This is a genomic window from Burkholderia sp. BCC1638 (genome assembly GCF_902833195.1).
GTDB classification, from domain to species: Bacteria; Pseudomonadota; Gammaproteobacteria; order Burkholderiales; family Burkholderiaceae; genus Burkholderia; species Burkholderia diffusa.
Map to the genome: position 1 here is coordinate 315,652 of NZ_CADFEC010000007.1, position 23,709 is coordinate 339,360.

At 66.0% G+C, this 23,709-nt stretch carries 19 protein-coding genes and 1 tRNA gene; 14 read left to right on the forward strand and 6 right to left on the reverse strand.

Translation table 11 applies throughout. The annotated features are described in order from the left end of the window. Positions 1-15 precede the first annotated feature (15 nt). Entirely contained in the window at positions 16-1,482 is a 1,467-nt protein-coding gene (locus HWX22_RS11520; RefSeq protein ID WP_175915666.1) for a flippase, read from the forward strand. Beyond that, positions 1,479-3,944, forward strand: coding sequence for a glycosyltransferase family 4 protein (locus tag HWX22_RS11525; protein ID WP_175915667.1), 2,466 nt, complete (start codon positions 1,479-1,481; stop codon positions 3,942-3,944). Before HWX22_RS11520 ends, HWX22_RS11525 begins: the two co-directional genes overlap by 4 nt. A gap of 206 nt (positions 3,945-4,150) precedes the next feature. Here HWX22_RS11525 and HWX22_RS11530 read toward each other — a convergent pair whose 3' ends face one another. Beyond that, the gene (locus tag HWX22_RS11530; protein ID WP_175915668.1) at positions 4,151-5,326 is read right to left on the reverse strand and encodes an acyltransferase; all 1,176 of its coding nucleotides are present in this window, start codon (positions 5,324-5,326) and stop codon (positions 4,151-4,153) included. Positions 5,327-5,539: 213 nt separating this feature from the next. Between HWX22_RS11530 and HWX22_RS11535 the strand changes: the two genes are divergently transcribed. Beyond that, entirely contained in the window at positions 5,540-5,683 is a 144-nt protein-coding gene (locus HWX22_RS11535; RefSeq protein WP_006479318.1) for a hypothetical protein, read from the forward strand. A gap of 228 nt (positions 5,684-5,911) precedes the next feature. Beyond that, on the forward strand, positions 5,912-6,799 hold the full coding sequence (galU, locus tag HWX22_RS11540) for a UTP--glucose-1-phosphate uridylyltransferase GalU (RefSeq protein ID WP_034179975.1): 888 nt from the start codon (positions 5,912-5,914) through the stop codon (positions 6,797-6,799). A 325-nt stretch (positions 6,800-7,124) separates the two neighbouring features. Here galU and HWX22_RS11545 read toward each other — a convergent pair whose 3' ends face one another. Further along, positions 7,125-8,243 (reverse strand): acyltransferase, encoded by a 1,119-nt coding sequence (locus HWX22_RS11545; protein ID WP_175915669.1) that lies wholly within the window; start codon positions 8,241-8,243, stop codon positions 7,125-7,127. Between the two features lie 268 nt (positions 8,244-8,511). On the opposite strand from HWX22_RS11545, the gene HWX22_RS11550 reads away from it, so the two are divergent. Together HWX22_RS11550 and HWX22_RS11555 are read left to right on the forward strand one after the other, a co-directional pair. Continuing rightward, on the forward strand, positions 8,512-8,961 hold the full coding sequence (locus HWX22_RS11550) for an HU family DNA-binding protein (protein ID WP_011548077.1): 450 nt from the start codon (positions 8,512-8,514) through the stop codon (positions 8,959-8,961). 259 nt (positions 8,962-9,220) lie between these two features. Beyond that, positions 9,221-10,021, forward strand: coding sequence for an aminoglycoside adenylyltransferase family protein (locus tag HWX22_RS11555; protein ID WP_175915670.1), 801 nt, complete (start codon positions 9,221-9,223; stop codon positions 10,019-10,021). A gap of 137 nt (positions 10,022-10,158) precedes the next feature. Here HWX22_RS11555 and HWX22_RS11560 read toward each other — a convergent pair whose 3' ends face one another. After that, entirely contained in the window at positions 10,159-10,632 is a 474-nt protein-coding gene (locus HWX22_RS11560) for a VOC family protein (protein WP_059689716.1), read from the reverse strand. Positions 10,633-10,697: 65 nt separating this feature from the next. On the opposite strand from HWX22_RS11560, the gene HWX22_RS11565 reads away from it, so the two are divergent. After that, on the forward strand, positions 10,698-11,039 hold the full coding sequence (locus HWX22_RS11565) for a hypothetical protein (RefSeq protein ID WP_175915671.1): 342 nt from the start codon (positions 10,698-10,700) through the stop codon (positions 11,037-11,039). A gap of 60 nt (positions 11,040-11,099) precedes the next feature. Here HWX22_RS11565 and HWX22_RS11570 read toward each other — a convergent pair whose 3' ends face one another. Both HWX22_RS11570 and HWX22_RS11575 read right to left on the reverse strand, forming a co-directional pair. Continuing rightward, a complete protein-coding gene (locus tag HWX22_RS11570) occupies positions 11,100-12,257 on the reverse strand; it encodes a porin (RefSeq protein ID WP_059524787.1) in 1,158 nt (385 codons plus the stop codon). 427 nt (positions 12,258-12,684) lie between these two features. Continuing rightward, positions 12,685-13,605, reverse strand: coding sequence for a YihY/virulence factor BrkB family protein (locus tag HWX22_RS11575; protein WP_175915672.1), 921 nt, complete (start codon positions 13,603-13,605; stop codon positions 12,685-12,687). Positions 13,606-13,746: 141 nt separating this feature from the next. On the opposite strand from HWX22_RS11575, the gene fdnG reads away from it, so the two are divergent. The 7 genes from fdnG to HWX22_RS11610 all read left to right on the forward strand — a co-directional run bounded on the left by fdnG (position 13,747) and on the right by HWX22_RS11610 (position 22,975). Continuing rightward, on the forward strand, positions 13,747-16,818 hold the full coding sequence (gene fdnG, locus HWX22_RS11580; RefSeq protein WP_159085697.1) for a formate dehydrogenase-N subunit alpha: 3,072 nt from the start codon (positions 13,747-13,749) through the stop codon (positions 16,816-16,818). Positions 16,819-16,828: 10 nt separating this feature from the next. Next, a complete protein-coding gene (gene fdxH, locus HWX22_RS11585; protein ID WP_059524795.1) occupies positions 16,829-17,743 on the forward strand; it encodes a formate dehydrogenase subunit beta in 915 nt (304 codons plus the stop codon). Then, positions 17,740-18,366 carry a formate dehydrogenase subunit gamma gene (locus HWX22_RS11590; protein ID WP_059524797.1) on the forward strand — a complete coding sequence of 209 codons (627 nt, stop codon included), beginning with the start codon at positions 17,740-17,742 and terminating at the stop codon, positions 18,364-18,366. The genes fdxH and HWX22_RS11590 overlap by 4 nt, the downstream gene beginning before the upstream one ends. 109 nt (positions 18,367-18,475) lie before the next feature. Further along, entirely contained in the window at positions 18,476-19,411 is a 936-nt protein-coding gene (gene fdhE / locus HWX22_RS11595) for a formate dehydrogenase accessory protein FdhE (protein ID WP_175906405.1), read from the forward strand. 76 nt (positions 19,412-19,487) lie between these two features. Continuing rightward, on the forward strand, positions 19,488-20,927 hold the full coding sequence (selA, locus tag HWX22_RS11600; RefSeq protein ID WP_175915673.1) for an L-seryl-tRNA(Sec) selenium transferase: 1,440 nt from the start codon (positions 19,488-19,490) through the stop codon (positions 20,925-20,927). Then, on the forward strand, positions 20,924-22,849 hold the full coding sequence (gene selB / locus HWX22_RS11605) for a selenocysteine-specific translation elongation factor (protein ID WP_175915674.1): 1,926 nt from the start codon (positions 20,924-20,926) through the stop codon (positions 22,847-22,849). Before selA ends, selB begins: the two co-directional genes overlap by 4 nt. 30 nt (positions 22,850-22,879) lie before the next feature. After that, positions 22,880-22,975 (forward strand) — tRNA-Sec (locus tag HWX22_RS11610). Positions 22,976-23,305: 330 nt separating this feature from the next. On the opposite strand, the gene HWX22_RS11615 is transcribed toward HWX22_RS11610, so the two are convergent. Next, the coding region (locus HWX22_RS11615; protein ID WP_175915675.1) for an ATP-binding protein at positions 23,306-23,709 on the reverse strand (404 nt) is incomplete at its 5' end.

Here is a 23,709-nt window from a genome sequence, read left to right on the forward strand (position 1 = left end):
ACACAAGGCAGAAGCATGGACAAAGGCATACTCAAGAACGTTTCGATCAACTTCATCGGGCTGATCCTGCCGACCTTCGTGTCGCTGGTGACGGTGCCCGCGTACATCCACGCGCTGGGCGTCGAACGCTACGGCGTCGTCAGCCTCGTGTGGACGCTGATCGGTTATTTCGGGATCCTCGATCTCGGGATGAGCATGGCCGCGCAGAACCACATCTCGAAGGCGCTCGCGAGCGGCAACGCGGACGAAAGCGCGCGGGTCTTCTGGAGCGCGTTCTGGCTGAACCTCGGCACCGGCATCGTCGGCGGCCTGCTGATCTATTTCGGCGCGTTCGTCTATACCGCGTATTTCACGAAGGTGTCGGCGGCGATGCAGCATGAGGTGTATCTCGCGTTGCCGTGGCTCGCGCTCGCGATTCCGCTCGCGAACGTGTCGTGGGTGTTCGCCGGCGCGATCAACGGGGCCGAACGGTTCGGCGTGTTCAACACGAACCAGACGATCGGCACGTTCCTGTTCCAGCTGCTGCCGCTCGGCGCCGCATGGTGGATCGCGCCGAACCTGCAGACGGTGCTGGCCGCGGCCGTCCTCGCGCGGCTGATCGCGGCGGTGATGCTCGGTCACGCAAGCATCAAGGTGCTCGGGATCCGGCGCATCGACCCGCCGCAGTGGGGCACCGCGAAAGGACTGTTCAACTTCGGCGGCTGGATGCTGATCGCGAGCACGACGAGCATGGTCGCCGACACGCTCGACCGCGTGATGCTCGGCGCCGGCATGGGCGCGAAGTTCGTCACCTATTACACGGTTCCGCAGAACCTCGTCACGCGGCTGAACATGCTGCCGAACGCGCTGGTGCGCACGCTGTTTCCGCGCCTGTCGGCGGTCGGTCGCGAGCATGCCGACACGCTCGCGCGCCAGTCGCTCGAATTCCTGAACGGCGTGTTCACGCCGGTCGGCATCGTCGCGATCTTCGCGCTCGCACCGTTCCTCACATTGTGGGTCGGCGCCGATCTCGCCGCGCATTCGGCGCCGGTCGGGCGCGTGCTGGTGATCAGCGTCTGGCTCGTCGGCCAGGCGAGCGTCACGCGAATCCTGATCCAGTCGCAGGTCAATCCGGCCCGGGCGGCGTTCGCCGGGCTCGTCGAGATGCCGTTCTTCGTCGGCGGCCTGTGGTTCGGCATTCATCACTTCGGGCTGATCGGCGCGGCGGTGGTCGTCGCGACCCGCGCGCTGGTCGATTACGGCGTGCTGCTTTACCTGTCGGCGATCCGGATGCGCGCGATCGTGCTCGACATGCTCGCGCATCTCGCCTTCCTGCTCGCGAGCCTGTTTCTGGCGCAGGCGTGGTCGGGGCTCGGCGAGTCGATCGGCCTCTGCGCGGTCGTGCTGGTGCTGAACCTTGCGTGGTCGCTCACGATGACGCCGGCCCTGCGCGCGCTGGTGCGCGACCTGTTCGTCCGTCTCAATGCGAGGAAAACCGTATGAATCGCGATCTGGCGGAACACGCCATCCTGAACCTCGCCACGGCCGATGCCGCCGTGGCCGAAGCCGGCGACGCCGCCGCGCTGCGCCGGACCGAACCGGCCGGGCAGGCGGGCGCACGCGATGCGTCGCGCCCGCTGCGCGTGGCGATCGTCCACGACTGGCTCGTCACGTACGCCGGCGCCGAGCGCGTGCTCGAACAGATCGTCGCGTGCTTCCCCGATGCCGACCTGTTCAGCCTCGTCGATTTTCTCGACGATCGCGCGTTCGTGCGCGGCAAGCGGGTGACGACCTCGTTCATCCAGAAACTGCCGTTCGCGCGCACCAAGTACCGCAGCTATCTGCCGCTGATGCCGCTCGCGATCGAGCAGCTCGACGTGTCGGACTACGATCTCGTGATCTCCAGCAGCCATGCGGTCGCGAAGGGCGTGCTGACCGGGCCGGACCAGATGCACATCAGCTACGTGCATTCGCCGATCCGCTACGCGTGGGACCTGCAGCACCAGTATCTGGAACAGTCGAACCTCACGCACGGGCCGAAGTCGCTGCTCGCGCGGATGATCCTGCATTACATCCGCAACTGGGACACGCGCACCGCGAATGCGGTCGACGGCTTCGTCGCGAACTCCGCGTTCATCGCGCGACGCATCCGCAAGGTGTATCACCGCGACGCGGCGGTGATCTTCCCGCCGGTCGACGTCGACGGCTTCTCGCTGAACGAGGCGAAGGACGATTTCTACCTGACCGCGTCGCGGATGGTGCCGTACAAGAAGATCGACCTGATCGTCGAAGCGTTCTCGCGCACGCCGGAGCGCAAGCTCGTGGTGATCGGCGACGGCCCCGAGATGCAGAAGATCCGCGCGAAGGCCGGCCCGAACGTCGAGATCATGGGTTATCAACCGTTCGCGGTGCTGCACGACCGGATGCGGCGCGCGAAGGCGTTCGTGTTCGCGGCCGAGGAGGATTTCGGGATCTCGGTGGTCGAGGCGCAGGCGTGCGGCACGCCCGTGATCGCTTACGGCAAGGGCGGTGCGCTCGAGACCGTGCTCGAACCGCGCGCGCACGCGAATCCGACCGGGCTGTTCTTCGACGAACAGACGCCGCACGCGATCGTCGCGGCGGTCGACGATTTCGAGCGCGCGCCGCAGCGCTTCACGCCGCACGCGTGCCGCGCGAATGCAGAGCGCTTCTCCGCCGACACGTTCCGGCGGCGCTTCCTCGACTACGTGGAGGCGGCGCTGCCCGGCTCGACCGCGCAGCGCGGCACGGCCGTCGCGCCGATGCCGCCCGCGCGCGGCCCGGCGACGCTCGTGCTGGACCAGAGCGGCGTGCTCGGCGGCGCGGAGCTGTCGCTGCTGGAGATCATGAAGCACATGCGCGCGAACGCCGACGTGGTGCTGTTCGATGATGGCCCGTTCCGCGCGGCGCTCGACGAGATCGGCGCGCGCGTCGACGTGCTCGACCAGGGCGCGCTCGCCGGGGTGCGCAAGCAGGGCGGCGTGTCGGCCGGCGCGTTGAAGCAGCTTTACACGCTCGTGCGGGACGTCGCGCGGCGCGCACGCCGCGCCGAGGTGATCTACGCGAACACGCAGCGCGCGATGGTGGTCGCGGCGCTGGCCGGGCGGCTCGCGCGCAAGCCGGTGGTCTGGCACCTGCGCGACATCGTCAGCGGCGACCATTTCGGCAGCAAGCAACTGATGGCGATCAAGTACTGCGCGCGGTTCGGCGTCACGCGCGTGATCGCGAACTCCGACGCGTCCGCGCAGGCGTTCCGTGCGCTGACGGGCTTCACGCCGCAGCACGTCGACGTCGTGTTCAACGGCATTTCGGCGGAACCGTTCGACGCGCTGGACACGGCCAGCCAGGCCGCGCTGCGCGCGCGCTTCGGGCTGCCCGAGCATGCATGGCTGGTCGGCTCGTTCAGCCGCCTCGCGCACTGGAAGGGGCAGCACCTGCTGCTGGAGGCCGCGGCTCGCCATCCGGACATGCACGTGGTGCTGGTCGGCGCGCCGCTGTTCGGCGAGGACGAATACGCGGCGCAGCTGCACGAGATCGTCGCGCGTCACGGGATGGACGATCGCGTGCACTTCCTCGGCTTCCAGCGCGACGTGGCCGCGTGCATGAAGGCGGTCGACGTGGTCGCGCATACGTCGATCACGCCGGAGCCGTTCGGGCGCGTGATCGTCGAGGGCATGCTCGCACGGCGACCGGTTGTCGCGGCCCGCGCGGGCGGAGTCGTCGAGATCATCGAGGACGGCGAAAACGGGCTGCTGTGCGAGCCGGGCAACGCGACCGCACTGGCCGATGCGCTGGGCAGGCTGCAGCACGACGCCGCGCTGCGCGAGCGGCTCGTCGCGAGCGGGCGGGCGACCGCGGTGCGCCGGTTCGGCACCGCGACCTATGTGGAACGGGTCGAGAAGATCCTCGCGGATACGGCGAAGGCCGCGAAGGCGAAGAAGCGGTAGGTGCGGCGCGCCGGCGCGAATCGACGCCATGCGCCGGGAAACGGGCCCTCATGCGGCGGTGTGCTGCATGAGGGTTCTGCTTTTTGGGCGGGCGATGCGACGGTAGTGCAGCAGCCCACGCGGCGCGTGACGCCGCGTCACGCCCATGAAAATGCCCCCGCACGACTTGAGGTCGCGCGGGGGCCGGGAGCGCCGTAACGGCGCAATCAGACAGCCCGTTCGGGTGCCGGTGCGACGACGCGGGCGGTGCGTGTCGGCTTCAGGCTGGCCGACCACATCATCGCGGGGCGTTCGAACAGCCGGTAGAACACGTAGGCGACCGGAATCGCGGCGGCCATGAACGCGATCGACGGCCAGATCGACAGTTGCAGTTCGGAGTGGAACAGCACCGAGCCAAGGCAGACGAACAGCGGCAGATGGATCAGGTACAGCGAGTAGCTGAAGTCGCCGAACCAGCCGAGCACGCGCAACAGCGGCGTCGGGCGCGGCGGGCAGGCGAGCGCGCGGTACAGGAAGCACGCGAAGCCGGCCGCCCACAGCTGGAACGCGCCGTACTGGCCGAAATGGAACGCGCCGCAGCCCGCGGCCAGCAGCGCGGCGGCCGCGAGATACCACGTGCGCGACGGCACGGCGGCCGTGCCGCGCGACGGCTGAGCGCGCACGTCGGCGATCCACGCGCCGACCGTCCAGGACAGCCAGTACGACGTGAAGAACTGCAGGTCGTGCCGTTCGAGCAGCCACGCCGACGCGACGTTGACGAGCGCGACGGCCGCCACGATGGCCGGCATGCCGATGCGCCGGCGCAGCGCGAACAGCAGTGGGTAGATCGCATAGAACTGCACTTCGAGCGACAGCGTCCACAGCGCGCCGTTCGACCCGTACGTGTAGCCGGCGACGCCCTGCAGCGAGAACAGGTTCACGAGGAACGCGGTGAGGCCGACGTCGCGGATCTTGTGGCTGACCGGCGCGATCTGCAGGCTGACCGCGTCCATCGCGAGCGTGAACAGCAGCGCGGCGAGCAGCACCGGGTAGATGCGCGCGAAGCGGCGCGCCCAGAAGTTCGGCGCATCGAGCCGGTATGCGGGGTTGGCCGCGAGCTTGAGCGCCGCGTTGCGGTGGATGCAGTAGCCGCTGATCACGAAGAAGATCGGCACGCCGGCGGAGCCCCACGCGAACGGGAAGGTCAGGTAGCCGGCGATCACGCTCGGGTTCAGCGCATGACCGTAAGCGTGATGGAAGCTCTGCATGCCGACCCAGACGACCTGGCGGCAGTGGAAATAGGCGACGAGCAGCGCCGCGAACCCGCGCATCGCGTCGATCACGTGTTCCTTGTGGTCGGCGACGGGCGGCGCGGTCAAAGACGATCCGCTGAAAGCTTGCATGCGATTCGATTCCTTGCGACGGATGAAGGGGATGGTCCAATCGTAATGCGCAAGAATTCGATCGAATGAATAAAAAAATCTCGCCGGGAAATGATGATGTTTCAGATGGTGGTTTTATTCCGGTCTGAAAGCGGTTTCGCCGCCGCCACAATTATTTGCCGATTTTTTTCTGATAGCTTGAAGCTCCAGTTGATTGATGCAAGGAGCGGCAAGATGGACATGCATTGGATCGCGAGCGCGGCAGTACTGCTGGTCATGGCCGTGCTGTCGGCGTACCGCGAAGCGCTGAAGAACGAGCCGATTCGCCCGGGCCTCGAGCGGGGCGGCGTCCCGTATATCGAGGAATTCGAATCGTAAGAATTTGTATCCGGAAAATCGGTAATTTGTTTATGTGTCGGCGCCGGGTTCGGCAATATCGACCGGATTCGCGGATTATCTATTTTCTTGAAACATGGGCAATAGGTCCATATCGAAAATGAGCGGAGTGGAATTGGCCGTGCCGCCGGTTCTCGATATGCCGTTCGAAAAACAATTGCGCCGGGTCGCCCAGCGACGCGGCGCTGTCAACGCAATCAGGATGCGAACATGTTGAAAGTCACCAAGGCCGTGTTCCCCGTCGCCGGTCTCGGCACGCGGTTCCTCCCGGCAACGAAGGCGAGCCCGAAGGAAATGCTGCCCGTCGTCGACAAGCCGCTGATCCAGTACGCGGTCGAGGAAGCGATCAACGCCGGTATCACCGAGATGATCTTCGTGACCGGGCGCAGCAAGCGCGCGATCGAGGATCACTTCGACAAGTCGTACGAGATCGAGGCCGAACTCGAGGCGCGCGGCAAGGAAAAGCTGCTCGAACTCGTGCGCGGCATCAAGCCGAGCCACGTGAACTGCTTCTACGTGCGCCAGCCGGAAGCGCTCGGTCTCGGCCACGCGGTGCTGTGCGCGGAAAAGCTCGTGCACGGCGAGCCGTTCGCGGTGATTCTCGCCGACGACCTGCTGCACGGCGAACAGCCGGTGCTCAAGCAGCTCGTCGACGTGTTCGACCACTATCACAGCTCGGTGATCGGCGTCGAGACGATTCCGCGCGAGGACAGCCGCTCGTACGGCGTCGTCGAAGGCCGCGAGTGGGAAGAGGACATCATCAAGCTGTCGGGCATCATCGAGAAGCCGGCGCCGGAAGACGCGCCGTCGAACCTCGGCGTGGTCGGCCGCTACGTGTTCATGCCGACGATCTTCGATCATCTGCGCAAGCTCAAGCCGGGCGCCGGCGGCGAGTTGCAGCTGACCGACGCGGTCCAGACGCTGCTCGCGAACGAACAGGTGCTCGCGTATCGCTACTACGGCACGCGTTTCGATTGCGGCAGCAAGATCGGCTACCTCAAGGCGACCGTCGAGCTCGCGCTCCAGCATCCGGAAGTGAGCCGCGAATTCGAGGCGTACCTGCGTACCTGTCTGCCCGCGCTGGCTGCTGTCGCATAAGCAGCTGCGCTGCTCCGTTGTTTCAGGTGGTGGTTGTTCCGTTGGCCCCGGCTGCCTCGTGCGTCGGGGCTTTTTTGCGTGTGGACGAAGTGCGCGCGTGCGGCGGCGGGTGACCGGCGATGCGGATTTCGGGCGGATTCGAGCGGGTGCGTACGCGACGATTCTGGTATGCCGCCGGACGGTGATGCCGGTTCGAGCGCGCGTTGCGCGGTGCGCCGTGCGCCGGACACCGCGGCGTTGAAACCGGTGCCGGCGCGTCGGCCGCTTGCGCGCTGATGAACGACGGTTGCGTACAGGCTGCGTCGCGTCCGCGCCGGTCTCGCGCTCAGCGCGGCGACGTGCTCGGCCGCGCGACGAAGTACCGGGCCAGCATCGCGGCGATCGGCTTCTTGAAGTCGAGCAGGCGCCGTTCCAGATAGCGCCACGACAGATGTGCGAGCAGCACGGCAAGCGCGAACTGCAGCAGTTCGGGCAGCACGTCCCGGACGATTCCGGGTATCGGCACGCGCGCGAACAGCGCGGGCATCTCCCCGAAACGTGCCGGGATCAGGTTGTGGAACAGGTAGAAGCCGTAGCTGATCGTGCCGAGATAGACGAGCGGCGCCCAGTCGAGCAGTGCCACGGCCGGATGGTCGGGTTCGGTGACGATCCACAGCATCAGCGCGCCGAGCGACGCGGACAGGCCGAGATCCGCGAGCCCCGTGACGACGTCCGGCAGCATCGTGAACGCGGGCAGCGCGAGGAAGAACACGACGCCGGCGGCGGCGAGCCAGCCGGGCGGAATGCGGCGGACGACGTCCTGGCCGCGATCGGCGAGCGCCATCGCACCGACGCCGCCCAGCGCGATCAGCGCGAAATTCCACGGGGAAAACGCGTAGATCAGCACCGGCGATGCGTCGACCGCGTAGAGCGCGAGATGCGCGAGCGCGCACAGCGCGATGGCCGCGACGCCGAGCACGACGTGGCGCGCGGCCGGCACCGCGAGCAGCGTGAGCGGCGCAATCAGATAGAACTGCTGCTCAACCGCGAGGCTCCAGAAGTGCGACGTGGAGCCCGGCCAGCCGTCCTTGACGACGCCGATCCAGTAATTCGACAGGAACGTGGCGTGCCAAACGAGTCCGAGATCGACGCCGCGCTGGTAGAACAGCGCGTGCGCGATCGCGAGCGCGGCGAGCAGCAGGTAGTAGACGGGAAAGATCCGCAGCGCGCGCTTCGCGAGAAACAGCGCCAGCGCATGGCGGCGCGTCATCGCGCCGCACTCGATCGCCTGACGATTGCGATGCAGTTCGCCGACGATCAGGAATCCGCTGATGAAGAAGAACGTCCACACACCGAGCTTGCCCACGTCGACAGCGAGGACGTGGCCCTTGTGGGACAGGAAAACGAGGATGACGGCGATGGCTCGCAGGCCGTCGAGTCCTTTGACGTATCTGACTTCGCGCATGAAGGCATCCGGGGCACTGAGCGAGGTCAGTATAGGTGCGCAAATATCGAACGTAATTCGCGATCGGACGCGTTTGGACGTATACGTGAAGGCGTTTTTCGATGCTGGAGCGCCGTCGAAGTCGGTCGCGCGCAACAAAACCTGCGGGAAACCCCGCGAAAACGCATAAAAGTACTCCACGAAGCGTCAAGGCGCTTGTAGAATCCGGCGTTGAAGCGCGCGCGTTGCACGCTTCGTGTATCCAACGACCACACCTGGTAGGAGAAACATGGCGACTTCCGCAAAAAAGGTGGCCAAGAAGGCTGCCGCACCGGCCACCAAGAAAGTGGCTGCCAAAAAGGCTGCGCCCGCGAAGAAAGTAGTGGCCAAGAAGGCTGTCGCGAAGGCAGCACCGGCTGCTCCGACGCCGCTGAAGGACAAGTTCACGAAGGCATCGCTCGCAACGCACATCGCTGAGCGCGCAGCTGTCGAAGTGAAGGCGGTCAAGGCAGTGCTCGTCGCACTCGAGAACGTCGTGCTGGGCTCGGTTCACAAGAAGGGCGCAGGCGAGTTCACGCTGCCGGGTCTGCTGAAGATCACGGCGCAAGTCGTGCCGGCGAAGAAGAAGCGCTTCGGCAAGGATCCGTTCACGGGCGAAGAGCGCTGGTTCCCGGCAAAGCCGGCCAGCGTGCGCGTGAAGGCACGTGCGCTGAAGAAGCTGAAGGACGCGGCTGCGTAATGCCGCGTAACGGTCGCCGAATGCATGTCGGCGGCCGTTGCGATGTCCGACGATCCCCGTACGCGAAAGCGTACGGGGATTTTTATTGCGCCGCGCAAATCGAACGGCCGTGTCGGTATCGCACGGCGCGGATACGGCATGACGTGACGCGCATCCGGTGTGGCGGGCCGCTTGCGCGGATGGCCGGATCGTCGTGTTCGTGCCGGCGCGCGGCTGTGCATCGCCGCGCGTTGCGCGTGCGTCGCGCGGGGCTTGCGCGATGAACGCGACGATCGTTCCCGCCGAGATCGCCGAGCAGGTGACGGTCGCGTGCGCCGCGATCGAACGGCATCTCGGCGCGACGCTGCAGGCGATGCATCTGTTCGGTTCGGCGCTCGACGGCGGGCTGAAACCGCGCAGCGACATCGACCTGCTGGTGACGGTTGCCGCATCGCCGGGCGAAGCGGTGCGGCGCGCACTGATGCTCGACTTGCTCGACGTGTCTGCGCCGCCGCGGAGCGAGTCGCTCAGGCGCGCGCTGGAAGTAACCGTGGTCGTGCGCGGCGACGTGGTGCCGTGGCGTCATCCCGCCCGGCGCGAACTGCAGTTCGGCGAATGGCTGCGCCGCGATCTGCGCGCGGGTATCGTCGAACCGGCATGCGTCGATCACGATCTGGCGATTCTGTTGACGAAGGTGCGGCAGCACGACGTTGCGCTGCGCGGGCCGCGCGCGGCCGCGTGGTTCGACGCGGTGCCCGCACGCGATTTCGTCGGCGCGCTCCTCGCCACGGTTGCACAGTGGAATGCCGAGCCCGACTGGCGCGGCGACGAATGCAACGTCGTGCTCGCGCTCGCACGCATCTGGTACAGCGCCGCGACCGGCAGGATCGCGCCGAAGGATGTCGCCGCGGCGTGGGCGCTGGAGCGCCTGCCCGACACGTACCGCCCCGTTCTGTCGGCCGCGCGTACCGTCTATGTGCGCGGTGACGGCGACGGTGCCGACGCGCTGTTGTCGGGCCAACCGGTCGCCGCATTCGTGCGTTACGTGCGACGGATCGTCGAAGCCATGTTGTCGGCGTAGTCGCGCGCGAACGGCCGCTGCCCGCGATTGCGTCGCGGCGCGATGCAATCCCGTCGACGGCCGCGGTCAGGCGCGTATCGCGCGCGCTGCGGGCGTGCCGATGCCCGCGCGAAGGAGGCCGCGGCGCCCGTGCTTCGTCAGCCCGCCGTGCCGGCGTAGGCGGCCTTCAGCGCGGCGACGTCGAACTTCGTCATCTGCATCATGGCCGCGGCCACGCGCGCCGCCTTGACCTCGTCACGGTCGGCCATCATCGGGATCAGCGCGTCGGGCACGATCTGCCATGAGACGCCGAAGCGGTCACGCAGCCAGCCGCAGCCGTCGGCCGTGCCGCCGTTGTCGAGCAACGCGCTCCAGTAGCGGTCGAGTTCCGCCTGGTCGGCGCAACTGATCATCAGCGAGATCGCGTGGTTGAACGTCTCGGTGCGCGGGTGGCTCATCGCGATGAACGGCTGGCCGAACAGCTCGAATTCGACCATCCGGGTGCCGCTGGTGCCGGGTATCGCCGTGACGCGCACGACGCGCGAGTTCGGGAAAATGCCCGCGTAGAAGGCCGCGGCTTCTTCGGCTTCCGTCGCATACCAGAGGAACGGCGTGATCTTCTGAATCGTCATGGAGCGTCTCCTGTCGGATGTCGGTGAAGGATGGGGCAATCTGCGTGCCGCCATCGATACGACGGATGAAGGCCGTCGAAATCGACAAGTCGAAGCATAGTGCTTCGCGTCGCTGTATCGAAATCGGCAGGGTGGGCGCGCAAGCGTCCGTTGCGATGGCGGTTCCGTCGTCGCGCGTCAGGGGGATATGGCGAGGTTCGCGCGGCGGCGTGCGCCTGACCGGCCGTATGCGGCCGTCGGACAGCAAGGGGTGTCCGGATGCCTCAGGACAGGCTTCCAGCGCGCGACAGGCGGCCCAGGAGGCGCTCCCGGCCGGTTGCCGTACCCAAGTGTCGACCACGGCCATCGCCCGCCACGGCGCCGCCGGCAACGGACGAAAAAAAACCAGCCACGGCCGAAACCGGTGACTGGTTTTGCAGTTCGGCGACATGGCGTCGGAGACGCCATGCACACCGGAAACGTACTTCTTAGAACTTGTGGCGAATGCCGACCGCGACCAGCTCGGCCGAGCTCTTGCCAGCGAAGCCGTACGAAGCGATCGACGCTTGCGCGCTTTGCTGCACGCCGTCGACGAGCTGCGTGCCGCTTGCGTGCTGGTATGCGCCAACCAGGTAGACGTCCGTGCGCTTCGACAGCGAGTAGTCCGCGCCGACACCGACTTGGTGGTACTTAGCCGACGTGTCGCCGCTAGCCTTCGTGTACGAGTAGCCGAGGCCCAGCAGCAGCGGCGGCGTGACCTGGTACGTTGCGAAGCCGCGGATCGTGTTGTACTTCTCGGTCGAGCCGAAGCCCGAGAACGCATCCGGCTTGTACTGTGCGTTGCTGTAGCCGACGCCGAACGTCACCGGGCCGAGGGCATACTGGCCTGCGACTTGCGCGATGGCGATCGACTTCGCCGTTGCGTAACCCGAGTTGATCGGGCCGTCGAAGATCGCGTCGGACGTCGTCGAACCCCAGCCTGCGCGGCCGACAGCCGTCGTCGGCGACGGGTTGGCTGCGTAGAAGTAGCCTGCTGCAACGCCGACCGGGCCGTTGTTGTAGGCAGCCGCGACCGACCACGTCTGGCCCGAACCCGTCTTGCCTGCAACGCCGCCGAGAGCGTACATGCCTTCGACCTGGAAGCCTGCCCAGACCGGCGACGTGTACTTGATTGCGTTGCTGACGCGCAGCGAGTTGTCGTTGTTGTCGACGTCGCCCGGCGTTGCCATCACGCTGCCGAAGTAGTTGTCAGCCGTGACTGCCTGGACCAGATCGACCAGCGGGTCATACTGGCGGCCGAGCGTCAGCGTACCGTACTGGGCGCTCTCGAGGCCGACGTATGCCTGACGACCGAACATGCGACCGCCCTGGTTCAGGTGGCCGGTGCCCGGATCAAAACCGTTTTCCAACTGGAAGATCGCCTTCAGGCCACCGCCGAGGTCTTCAGCGCCTTTCAGGCCCCAACGGCTGCCTTGCAGGTTGCCCGACAGCATTTGCCACGAGTTGTTGGCTTGGCCGTTGTTGCCGTGAACCCATGCGATCGACGTATCGATCACGCCGTACAGCGTGACGCTCGACTGAGCGTGAGCAGCGCCAGCGGCGCCCAGCAGGGCGAGCGAGAGGGTCGAGAGTGCGAGTTTCTTCATCGTTGAGTATCTCCACGCAAATGAATCGTCATTCGTTATTTGTTGCGGATTGGAGAATAGCTCAGTGCCATACGTGCAAGAAAGCTTAAAAAATAAAGTGTCTCGAAAAGGTAACAGCGGAAAAAAATCCATATATATCAAGGACATCAACGACTGTTCCTCTTTTTGAAATAGTTGACATTTGGTGCGCTGCGATTGTTGCAACTGTTGATGCGTTCGGCAGGAGAAGGGCGGATTTCGCCGGTTCGTGCGCGGAAATCGAGGCATGCAAACGTTTGCCGTTGCAGCACGCATCGCCTGCCGACGCAAAGAACGCGTCAACGTGCGCGAATGCGCGGCGGGCGGGGCGGTTGCGGAAAGGGAGGCGGTCGCGTAGGGCGGCGATACGACGCGCGCGGCGCGACCGCGGGAAGCAATACGTGGGGAATCAGTCGCCGCTTGCGCGATCGGTCGGCGCGGACGCGGCCGCGGCGTTGCCGGTGCGGCGATGCGCATCGCCGCGCGCGGCCGCGAATTCCGCGCCGAGCAGCAGCACGGCCGCCGAGAAGTACAGCCACATCAGCAGGACCGCGAACGATCCGGCCGCGCCGAACGCGCTGGCCGTGCCCGCGCGCGCGAGGTACAGCGCGAACAGCTTCTTGCCGCCCGAGAACAGGATCGCGGACACGATTCCGCCGATCGTCGCGTCGCGCCATGCGACGCGCGCATCGGGCAGGAACTTCATCAGCGCGGCGAACGCGCCCGCGAGCACCGCGATGCCGACGAAGAACTGCAGCAGATTGGTGATCACGACGTACGGCGAATCACCGAGCAGCCAGGTGCCGACGAACGTGATCGCGGTATCGAGCACCAGCGACACGATCAACAGGAACGCGACGCCGAGCACGAGCCCGAACGAAACCAGCCGCACGCGCACGAGCCCGAGCATGCTCGACCAGCGGCTTTCCGTGCTGGGCCAGATCACGCTCAGTGCGGTGTTCAGCGACGCGAACGTCGCCGACGCGCCGACCGCGAGCGCGGCGAACGAGATCAGCGTCGCGATTCCGCCGCGCTCGCCCGCGCGATGCGCGTTCTGCACGATCGTCTGGATGCTGGCCGCCGCGTCGTCGCCGATCAACTGATGCGCCTGCTCGAACACCTGGCCGCGTGCGGCGTCGTCACCGTAGAACCAGCCGGCCACGGCGATCACCATCACGAGCGTCGGCGCGAGCGAGAACGCGGAGAAGAACGCGATGCTCGCGGCCATCGCCGAGCAGCGGTCGGACGAGAAGCGCTTGAACGCATTGAGTGCCCAGTTGGCCTGCTGTTGCGCGAGACGGGTGGCTTCGGACGTGATCGGTCGTTTCATGACGGTTCGGTTGGGCGTTGTACGCAAGGACATCGGCGGATCAGACAAATTGGTATTGATCCGAGGATTCGATCATAGTTGCCTGAACTGTCTATAATTCCTTTCAGTTTCACCTCACCCCACAAAAACGCCGAGACCATCATGCTACAAATGTCCCGGCGCCAGTTCCTGAAGGTGACGGCCACGTCGCTTGCCGGATCGAGTCTTGCCCTGATGGGCTTTTCTCCGACGGAAGCGCTCGCCGAGGTCCGACAGTACAAGCTGGCGCGCACAGTCGAAACGCGCAACACCTGCCCTTATTGCTCGGTGGGTTGCGGCATCCTGATGTATAGCCTCGGTGACGGCGCGAAGAACGCACAGCCGAGCATCATCCATATCGAAGGCGATCCCGACCATCCCGTCAATCGCGGCACGCTGTGCCCGAAGGGCGCGAGCCTGATCGATTTCATCCACAGCCCGAACCGACTGACGCATCCCGAATACCGCGCGCCCGGCTCGGACAAGTGGGAACCGATCTCGTGGAACGACGCGCTCGACCGGATCGCGAAGCTGATGAAAGCGGACCGCGACGCGAACTTCGTCGAGACGGCCGAAGACGGCGCGAAGGTCAACCGCTGGCTGACCACCGGCATGTTGGCCGCGTCGGCGGGCAGCAACGAAGTCGGCTACCTGACCCACAAGACTATCCGTAGTCTGGGGATGCTCGCATTCGACAATCAGGCGCGTGTCTGACATGGCCCGACGGTGGCAGGTCTTGCCCCGACGTTTGGCCGTGGAGCGATGACGAACCATTGGGTCGACATCAAGAACGCGGACGTGATTCTCGTGATGGGCGGCAATGCAGCCGAGGCCCATCCGTGCGGTTTCAAGTGGGTAACGGAGGCGAAGGCGCACCGCAAGGCGCGGCTGATCGTCGTCGACCCGCGCTTCACGCGTACGGCCTCGGTGGCCGACTACTACGCGCCGATCCGCACCGGCACCGACATCGTCTTCCTGGGCGGTGTGATCAACTATCTGCTGACGAACGACAAGATCCAGCATGAGTACGTGAAGAACTACACGGACTTCTCGTTCATCGTGCGCGAGGATTTCGCGTTCAACGACGGCATCTATTCCGGCTACGACGCGGAGAAGCACGCGTACCCGGACAAATCGAGCTGGGACTACGAACGCGGCGACGACGGCTTCGTGAAGGTCGACCCGACGCTGCAACATCCGCGCTGCGTGTACAACCTGCTGAAGCAGCACTACGCACGCTATACGCCGGACATGGTGCAGCAGACGTGCGGCACGCCGAAGGAGAAATTCCTGAAGGTGTGCGAAATGCTCGCGACGACGGCCGTTCCCGGCCGCGCCGGCACGGTGCTGTACGCGCTCGGCTGGACCCACCATTCGATCGGCGCGCAGATCATCCGCACCGGTGCGATGGTGCAGTTGCTGCTCGGCAACATCGGCATCGCCGGCGGCGGCATGAACGCGCTGCGCGGCCACTCGAACATCCAGGGGTTGACCGACCTCGGGCTGATGTCGAACCTGCTGCCCGGCTACATGACGCTGCCGATGCAGGCCGAGCAGGATTTCGACGGCTACATCAAGAAGCGCACACAGCTGCCGCTGCGACCGAACCAGCTGAGTTACTGGAAGAACTACAAGGCCTTCCACGTCAGCTTCATGAAGTCGTGGTGGGGCGATGCGGCGACCGCCGAGAACAACTGGGCCTACGACTACCTGCCGAAGCTGGACAAGCAGTACGACCTGCTGCAGGCGATCGAGCTGATGAATGCCGGCAAGATGAACGGCTACATCTGCCAGGGCTTCAACCCGCTCGCGGCGGCGCCGTCGAAGGTGAAGACGGCGGCAGGCCTCGCGAAGCTGAAGTGGCTCGTGATCATGGATCCGCTCGCAACCGAGACGTCCGAGTTCTGGAAGCATCACGGCGACTACAACGACGTCGATGCGTCGAAGATCCAGACCGAGGTGTTCCGTCTGCCGACCACGTGCTTCGCGGAGGAAAACGGTTCGCTCGTCAGTTCGAGCCGCGTGCTGCAATGGCACTGGAAGGGCGCGGAGCCGCCGGGCCAGGCGCGCAGCGACCTCGAGATCATGTCGGGGCTGTTCCTGCGCATGCGCAAGATGTACCAGGCGGACGGCGGCAAGTATCCGGATCCGATCGTGAACCTGACCTGGCCGTACGCGAACCCGGAAAGCCCGACGCCCGAAGAGCTCGCGATGGAGTTCAACGGCCGTGCGCTTGCCGACTTGCCCGACCCGAAGGATCCGGCCAAGACGCTCGTGAAGAAGGGCGAGCAGCTCGCCGCGTTCGCGCAGCTGAAGGACGACGGCACGACCGCGAGCGGCTGCTGGATCTTCTGCGGTGCCTGGACGCAGGCCGGCAACCAGATGGGGCGGCGCGACAACTCGGACCCGACCGGCATCGGCCAGACGCTGAACTGGGCGTGGGCCTGGCCGGCCAACCGGCGGATCCTGTACAACCGCGCGTCGTGCGACGTGAGCGGCAAGCCGTTCGACCCGACCCGCAAGCTGATCGGCTGGAACGGCAGCGCGTGGAAGGGCGCCGACGTGCCGGACTTCAAGGCCGACGAATCGCCCGAGAACGGGATGGGTCCGTTCATCATGAACCCGGAAGGCGTCGCGCGCTTTTTCGCCCGCGCGGGGATGAACGAAGGTCCGTTCCCCGAGCACTACGAGCCGTTCGAGACGCCGCTCGCGGCGAATCCGCTGCACCCCGACAACCCGCAGGCGCTGAATAACCCGGCCGCCCGCGTGTTCCCGGACGACCGCGCGTCGTTCGGCAAGGTGTCGGAGTTCCCGCACGTCGCGACGACTTACCGGCTGACTGAGCATTTCCACTACTGGACCAAGCATGCACGGCTGAACGCGATCATCCAGCCCGAGCAATTCGTCGAGATCGGCGAAGATCTCGCGAAGGAAGTCGGCGTCGCGCACGGCGATCGCGTGAAGGTGTCGTCCAAGCGCGGCTACATTGTCGCGGTGGCGCTCGTCACGAAGCGGATCAAGCCGCTGACGATCGAGGGCAAGAAGGTCCAGACGGTCGGCGTCCCGTTGCACTGGGGCTTCAAGGGTCTGACGAAGCCCGGCTATCTCGCCAATACCCTGACTCCGTCCGTAGGCGACGGCAACTCGTACACACCGGAATTCAAGTCGTTCCTGGTGAAGGTCGAAAAGGCGTAAGGGGGAAGAGATGGCATTGCAATCGCTGGATATCAAGCGCGTCTCGGCCACCACGACGCCACCGCCCACAGTGCGCGAACCGGTGACCGGGAGCGTCGCGAAGCTGATCGACGTATCGAAGTGCATCGGCTGCAAGGCATGCCAGACGGCATGCATGGAGTGGAACGACCTGCGCGACGAAGTCGGCACCAACGTCGGCGTGTACGACAATCCGTCCGACCTGTCCGAGCACTCGTGGACGGTGATGCGGTTCTCCGAATACGAGAACCCGGCAGGCGACCTCGAGTGGCTGATCCGCAAGGACGGCTGCATGCATTGCGAGGATCCGGGCTGCCTGAAGGCGTGTCCGTCGCCGGGTGCGATCGTGCAGTACAACAACGGGATCGTCGATTTCCACGAGGAGAACTGCATCGGTTGCGGCTATTGCGTGACCGGCTGCCCGTTCAACGTTCCGCGGATCTCGAAGAAGGATCATCGCGCATACAAATGCACGCTCTGTTCCGACCGTGTCGCGGTCGGCCAGGAACCGGCTTGCGTGAAGACCTGCCCGACGGGCGCGATCGTGTTCGGTACCAAGGAGGACATGAAGCAGCACGCGGCCGAGCGGATCGAGGACCTGAAGGAACGCGGCTTCGAGCATGCGGGGCTGTACGACCCGCAGGGCGTCGGCGGCACGCACGTGATGTACGTGCTGCACCACGCGGACAAGCCGTCGCTGTACCACGGGCTGCCCGACAATCCGTCGATCAGCCCGATGGTGAAGCTGTGGAAGGGCATCGCGAAGCCGCTCGCGGTCGCCGGGCTCGCGCTGACCGCGCTGGCCGGGTTCTTCCACTACACCCGGGTCGGTCCGAACGAGGTCAGCGAGGACGAGGAAGCCGCCGCCCGCGACGAGGCGCGACGCATCAAGGAGGACGCAAAATGAAGCACGACGACCCCAACCTGATCGTCCGCTACACGCCGAACGAGCGCACGAACCACTGGATCACCGCGATCACGTTCGTGTTGCTCGCGCTGTCCGGGCTCGCGCTGTTCCATCCGTCGATGTTCTGGCTCACCGCGCTGTTCGGCGGCGGCCAGTGGACTCGGATCCTGCATCCGTTCGTCGGTCTCGTGATGTTCGTGTCGTTCGCGATTCTCGTGGTGCGCTTCTGGCACCACAACGTGCTCGACGCGGATGACCGGCAATGGCTGAAGCAGATCGATGACGTGCTGACCAACCAGGAAGACAAGCTGCCGCCCGTCGGGCGCTATAACGCCGGACAGAAGCTGCTATTCTTCACGTTGGTGGCGTGCCTGCTGTTGCTCCTGCTGTCGGGGATCGTGATCTGGCGACGCTACTTCTCGTTCTACTTCCCGATCGGGATGATCCGCGCGGCGGCCGTCGTGCATGCCGTGGCGGCCTTCGTGCTGATCGCGAGCATCATCGTGCACATTTACGCGGCGTTGTGGGTGAAGGGCTCGATCGGGGCGATGGTGCGCGGCACCGTCACGCTGGGCTGGGCCCGCAAGCATCACCCGAAGTGGTTCCGTGAAAGCGTGAAATAACGCACGGGAGCGGGGCGGTACGCCGATTGCGGCGCGCCGTCCCGCCTGCCGCCGGGACTGCCTGAAGAGCGCCGATCCGTCGGCGCTTGTTTTTTTGGATGACATTTTCGTGACACAACGCATTCTCGAACCGACCGAGATCTCGACGCTCGATCATTCGGCCATTCCGCGCTTTCGCCTGCCGGAGCGCGACACCGTGTTTGCCGCGCGTGCCGCACGGCTGCGCAAGCTCGCCGACCTGAACCCGATCAGCGGCTACCTGCGGCTGATGGCGACCGTCGCCGATGCGCAGCACGCGACGCTGCAGGCGCTGAACCTGCCGATGCCGTCGCCCGAAGCGATCGCGCGTGCGCAGCAGCATTCGATGCCGCTCGTGCCGGCGCTCGACGGCGAGCGCAACCCGCAGTGGCGGGCCGTGCTGTACGAACTGCTCGACCGCGTCGAAAGCGCCGGGCTCGTCAATCCGTCGCTCGCGAAGCTGCTCGACCGGCTGCGCCTGATGGCGCCCGCCGAACTCGACGCACAGGCCGACGCGATCCTCGCGCTGCGCTTCGCCGAAGTCGATCCGGCCACCGCGCCGTTCCTGATGGCCGCGTTGCAGGTCGTCTGGACCGATCTCGCGAGCCGCGTCGCACCGGCCGACATCCCGTATCTCGACCAGCCGGGGCTGTGCCCCGTGTGCGGCTCGCATCCGGTCGCGAGCGTCGTGCGCGTCGGCGGCCAGTTCCAGGGCTACCGTTTCCTTCAGTGTGGGCTGTGCACGACCGAGTGGCACATGGTGCGCACGAAATGTTCGCACTGCGACTCGACCAAGGGCATCGCCTACCACGGGATCGAGGGCGGCAGCGAAGCCGTCAAGGCCGAGTCGTGCGACGAATGCAAGACCTATCGCAAGATCGGCTACCAGGAGAAGGACTACGAGTTCGAGCCGCTGGCGGACGATCTCGCGAGCCTCACGCTCGATCTGCTGATGAACGAAGCCGGCTACCAGCGCAGTTCGCCGAACCCGCTGCTGTGGCCGGACATGTCGCGCGAAGCGGAGTGACGGCAGGCAGCCGGGGCGGGCGCGCGAGCGCCGGTGCCGGCTGCCCTGCCGCGCATGGAAATGGAGCCACTATTACGTGACCGAACCGGGTTTGAATGAATTGAATGCCGTCCTCGCGCGCGTGCCGTCGGTAGAGCGCGTGCTGTCGTCGGCGCCGCTGCAACCGCTGCTCGCCGACTATGGCCGCACCCGCGTGCTGAACGCGGTGCGTGCCGAACTCGAACGCTGGCGCACCGCCGCTCAGCAAGATCCGTCGGCGGCCGAGCCGCTCGACGAGCCGCGCATCGCCGCGGCCGTCGCCAGCACGCTGGCCGCACAGAATGCGGGCACCGTGCGCCCGGTGTTCAATCTGACGGGCACCGTGCTGCACACCAATCTCGGGCGCGCGTTGTTGCCCGACGACGCGGTGCGTGCGGTGGTCGACGCGCTCACCCAGCCCGTCAACCTCGAATTCGATCTCGCCACCGGCCGCCGCGGCGATCGCGACGACCTGATCGACGATCTGCTGTGCGAACTGACCGGCGCGGAAGCCGCGACCGTCGTCAACAACAATGCCGCGGCCGTGTTGCTGACGCTGTCCGCGCTTGCGCCGAAACGCGAAGTGATCGTGTCGCGCGGCGAGCTGGTCGAGATCGGCGGTGCATTTCGCATTCCCGACATCATGAGCCGCGCGGGCGCGAAGCTGCGCGAGGTCGGCACGACCAACCGCACCCATCTGCGCGACTACGCGGATGCGATCGGCCCGCGCACGGCGATTCTGATGAAGGTGCACTGCAGCAACTACGCGATCAGCGGCTTCACGAAGGAAGTGACGCTGGCCGAACTCGCGCCGCTCGCGCGCGAGCACGGGCTGCCGGTCGCCGTCGATCTCGGCAGCGGCACGCTCGCCGACCTGACGCAGTGGGGCCTGCCGCACGAAACGACCGTGCAGGAAACCGTCGCCGCCGGCGCGAACGTGGTCACGTTCAGCGGCGACAAGCTGCTCGGTGGGCCGCAGGCCGGCCTGATCGTCGGCGATCGCGCGCTCGTCGCGAAGATCAAGAAACATCCGCTCAAGCGCGCGCTGCGCGTCGGCAAGCTGACGCTCGCCGCGCTCGAACCCGTGCTGCGGCTCTACCGCGCGCCGGAATTCCTGCGCGAGCGGCTCACCACGTTGCGCTTGCTGACGCGGCCGCAGCGCGATATCGCCGAGGCCGCCGAGCGCGTGCGCCCGGCGTTGCAGGCCGCGCTCGGCAGCGGTTTCGACGTGACGGTCGAGCCGATGTTCAGCCAGATCGGCAGCGGTGCGCTGCCGATCGATCAGTTGCCGAGCGCCGGACTCGTCGTGCGCACGCCGGACGGCAAGCGCGGCGGCCGCGCGCTCGCGCAACTCGAGAAGAAACTGCGCGAATGGCCGCGTCCGGTGATCGGCCGCATCGCCGACAACGCGCTGCGGCTCGACCTGCGTTGCCTCGAAGCGGCAGACGAAGCGGCATTCGTCGCGCAATGCGTGCAGGTCGCGGGGCCGGCTGCATGATCGTCGGTACCGCGGGGCACATCGACCACGGCAAGACCACGCTGGTGCGCGCGCTGACGGGCGTCGATACCGACCGCTTGAAGGAAGAGAAGGCGCGCGGTATTTCGATCGAACTCGGCTATGCATATACGCCGCTCGAGAACGGCGACGTGCTCGGCCTGATCGACGTACCGGGCCACGAGAAGCTGATTCATACGATGGCGGCCGGCGCGTGCGGAATCGACTTCGCGCTGCTCGTGGTCGCCGCCGACGACGGCGTGATGCCGCAGACCCGTGAGCATCTCGCGATCCTGCAACTGCTCGGCGTCACGCATGGCGCGGTCGCGCTGACGAAGTGCGATCGCGTCGACACCGCACGCCTGTCGGCGGTGCGCGACGAGATCGCCGCGTGGCTGCACGGCACGACGCTCGATGGCGCGCCGATCTTCGAAACCTGCGCGACGCGCGAGGACGATCCGGGCGTCGCCGCATTGAAGCGTCATCTCGCCGATGCGGCGCTGGCGTGGCGCGCACGTCGCGACGACGGCCTGTTCCGGCTCGCTGTCGATCGCGTGTTCACGCTCGCCGGGCAGGGCACCGTCGTGACGGGTACCGCGTTCGCCGGCCGCGTGGCGACCGGCGACACGCTCGCGGTCGTGCGCACTGGCGCCGCCGCGCGCGTGCGCAGCATCCATGCGCAGAACCGGCCGGTCGGCGCGGGCCGCGCGGGCGAGCGCTGCGCGCTGAACCTGGCCGGCGTCGACAAGGCGGACGTCGAGCGTGGCGATACCGTCGCGGACGCGCGGCTCGTCGCGACGTCGCCGCGTCTCGACGTCGACCTGACACTGCTGGCCGATGCGGGGCTCACGCTGACGCACTGGGCGCCGCTGCACGTGCATCTCGGCACGCTGCATCGCGTCGCGCACGTCGCGCTGCTCGACGGCGATACGCTCGCGGCCGGCCAAAAGATGCGCGTGCAACTGGTGTTCGACGAACCCGTGTTCGCGCTGCCGGGCGATCGCTTCATCGTCCGCAATCCGCAGGCGACGCGCACCGTCGGCGGCGGCCGCGTGCTCGACCCGTTCGGTCCCGCGCGCAAGCGCCGCACGCCCGCGCGTCGCGCATGGCTCGACGCACTCGCGGCATGGCTCGACGAAGGGCGGCTCGATGCGCTGCTTGCGCAGGCGCCGCTCGGTATCGCACGCACGATGCTCACGCACCTGACGGGCTTCGCGCCCGACGCGCTCGCGTTGCCGGACGACGCCCTGGCGATCGGCCAGCGCGAGCGTGCGTCGAACGACGGCACGGTGATCGCGCGAGCGCACTGGCATGCGCTGCAAGCGCGGGCGATCGACACGCTGCGCGCGTATCACGAGCGCGTGCCGGACGAGCAGGGACTCGATGCGGCACGCCTGCGACGGATGGCGGCGCCGCTCGTCGGCGATGTGCCGTGGCGCGCGTTGGTCGATGCGCTGGTGGATGGCGGGGAGGTCGCGCGAAGCGGGCCGTGGTTGCATCTGCCGTCGCATGCGGTGAGTTTCGATGCGCGCGAGGAAGCGCTGGCGCAGCAACTGCTGCCGCTGATTCATGCGGGGCGCTTCGATCCGCCGTGGGTCCGCGATCTGGCGCGCGACACGGGTGCGGCCGAGGATGCCGTGCGCACGCTGCTGCGCAAGCTCGCGCGGCGCGGCGACGTGCATCAGGTCGTGCGCGACCTGTTCTATCACGCGGATGTCGTGCGCGAACTGGCCGGGCTGGTTGCCAATCTCGCGCCGACGCGCGGCGGCGGGCTCGATGCGGCGACGTTCCGCGACGCGACCGGGCTCGGCCGCAAGCGTGCGATCCAGATTCTCGAATTCTTCGATCGGGTTGGGTATACTCGCTTCCACCGCGATCTTCACTTCCTGCGGCCTGACAGCGGTTGGGTGGGTGTACAGGCGTAGGCGCTCGTCGTTCTTTTGGTTTTTTCCCACGGAAGGCATTCGTATCCGGTGGTACGGCCGGGCTTCAAACCCGGTTGGGGGTGTCAGACACTCCCGGGTCAGTTCGACTCTGGCTGCCTTCCGCCACAAGGGTTTTCGGCGATCCAGGCGCTCCATCTGTGGAATTAACCTGCCGATGTCGTTTACGACAGGAATTGGTTGTACGCGCTAAGGATGCCAGTCCATTCACGGACTGCTCCGGTACGGAGTCTCGATGTAGACTGCGATCATTTGCGACTCTGTTTCTAACCGTACTTTCATTTTGTACTTCCTGTGCTTGCCAAATCTTGGACCTTTTTATTACGCGACTAAGTAGATCGTAGCTGAACGTTTTTTGAGTCCTGGTGTTGATTTCCACCGAGTCTTAACCCACCGATTTCATCTAAATCTGACCCACCCCGAGACAGCGTAGTACATCTATTCCGGTGTGGATAACTCTTCGTTACCTGCTGGTTTTGCCGCTCTTTTTCTTGTTGTCTTTGCCTTGGCAGAACTGGTCCTGAAGCGCCACGATTCATTGCCCGTTTCGACGATGTGGCAGTGATGGGTGACGCGGTCCAGCAGCGCCGTCGTCATCTTTGCGTCCCCGAACACGCTCGCCCACTCGCCGAAGCTGAGATTGGTCGTGATCGCGACGCTCGTGTGCTCGTATAGCTTTGAGAGCAGATGGAACAGCAATGCACCGCCGGTCTGGCTGAACGGCAGATAGCCCAGTTCGTCGAGGATCACCAGGTCGACGTACATCAGCTTGTGGGCGATCTGGCCTTGTTTGCCGATGGACTTCTCCTGCTCCAGGGCGTTGGTCAGCTCGACGGTCGAGA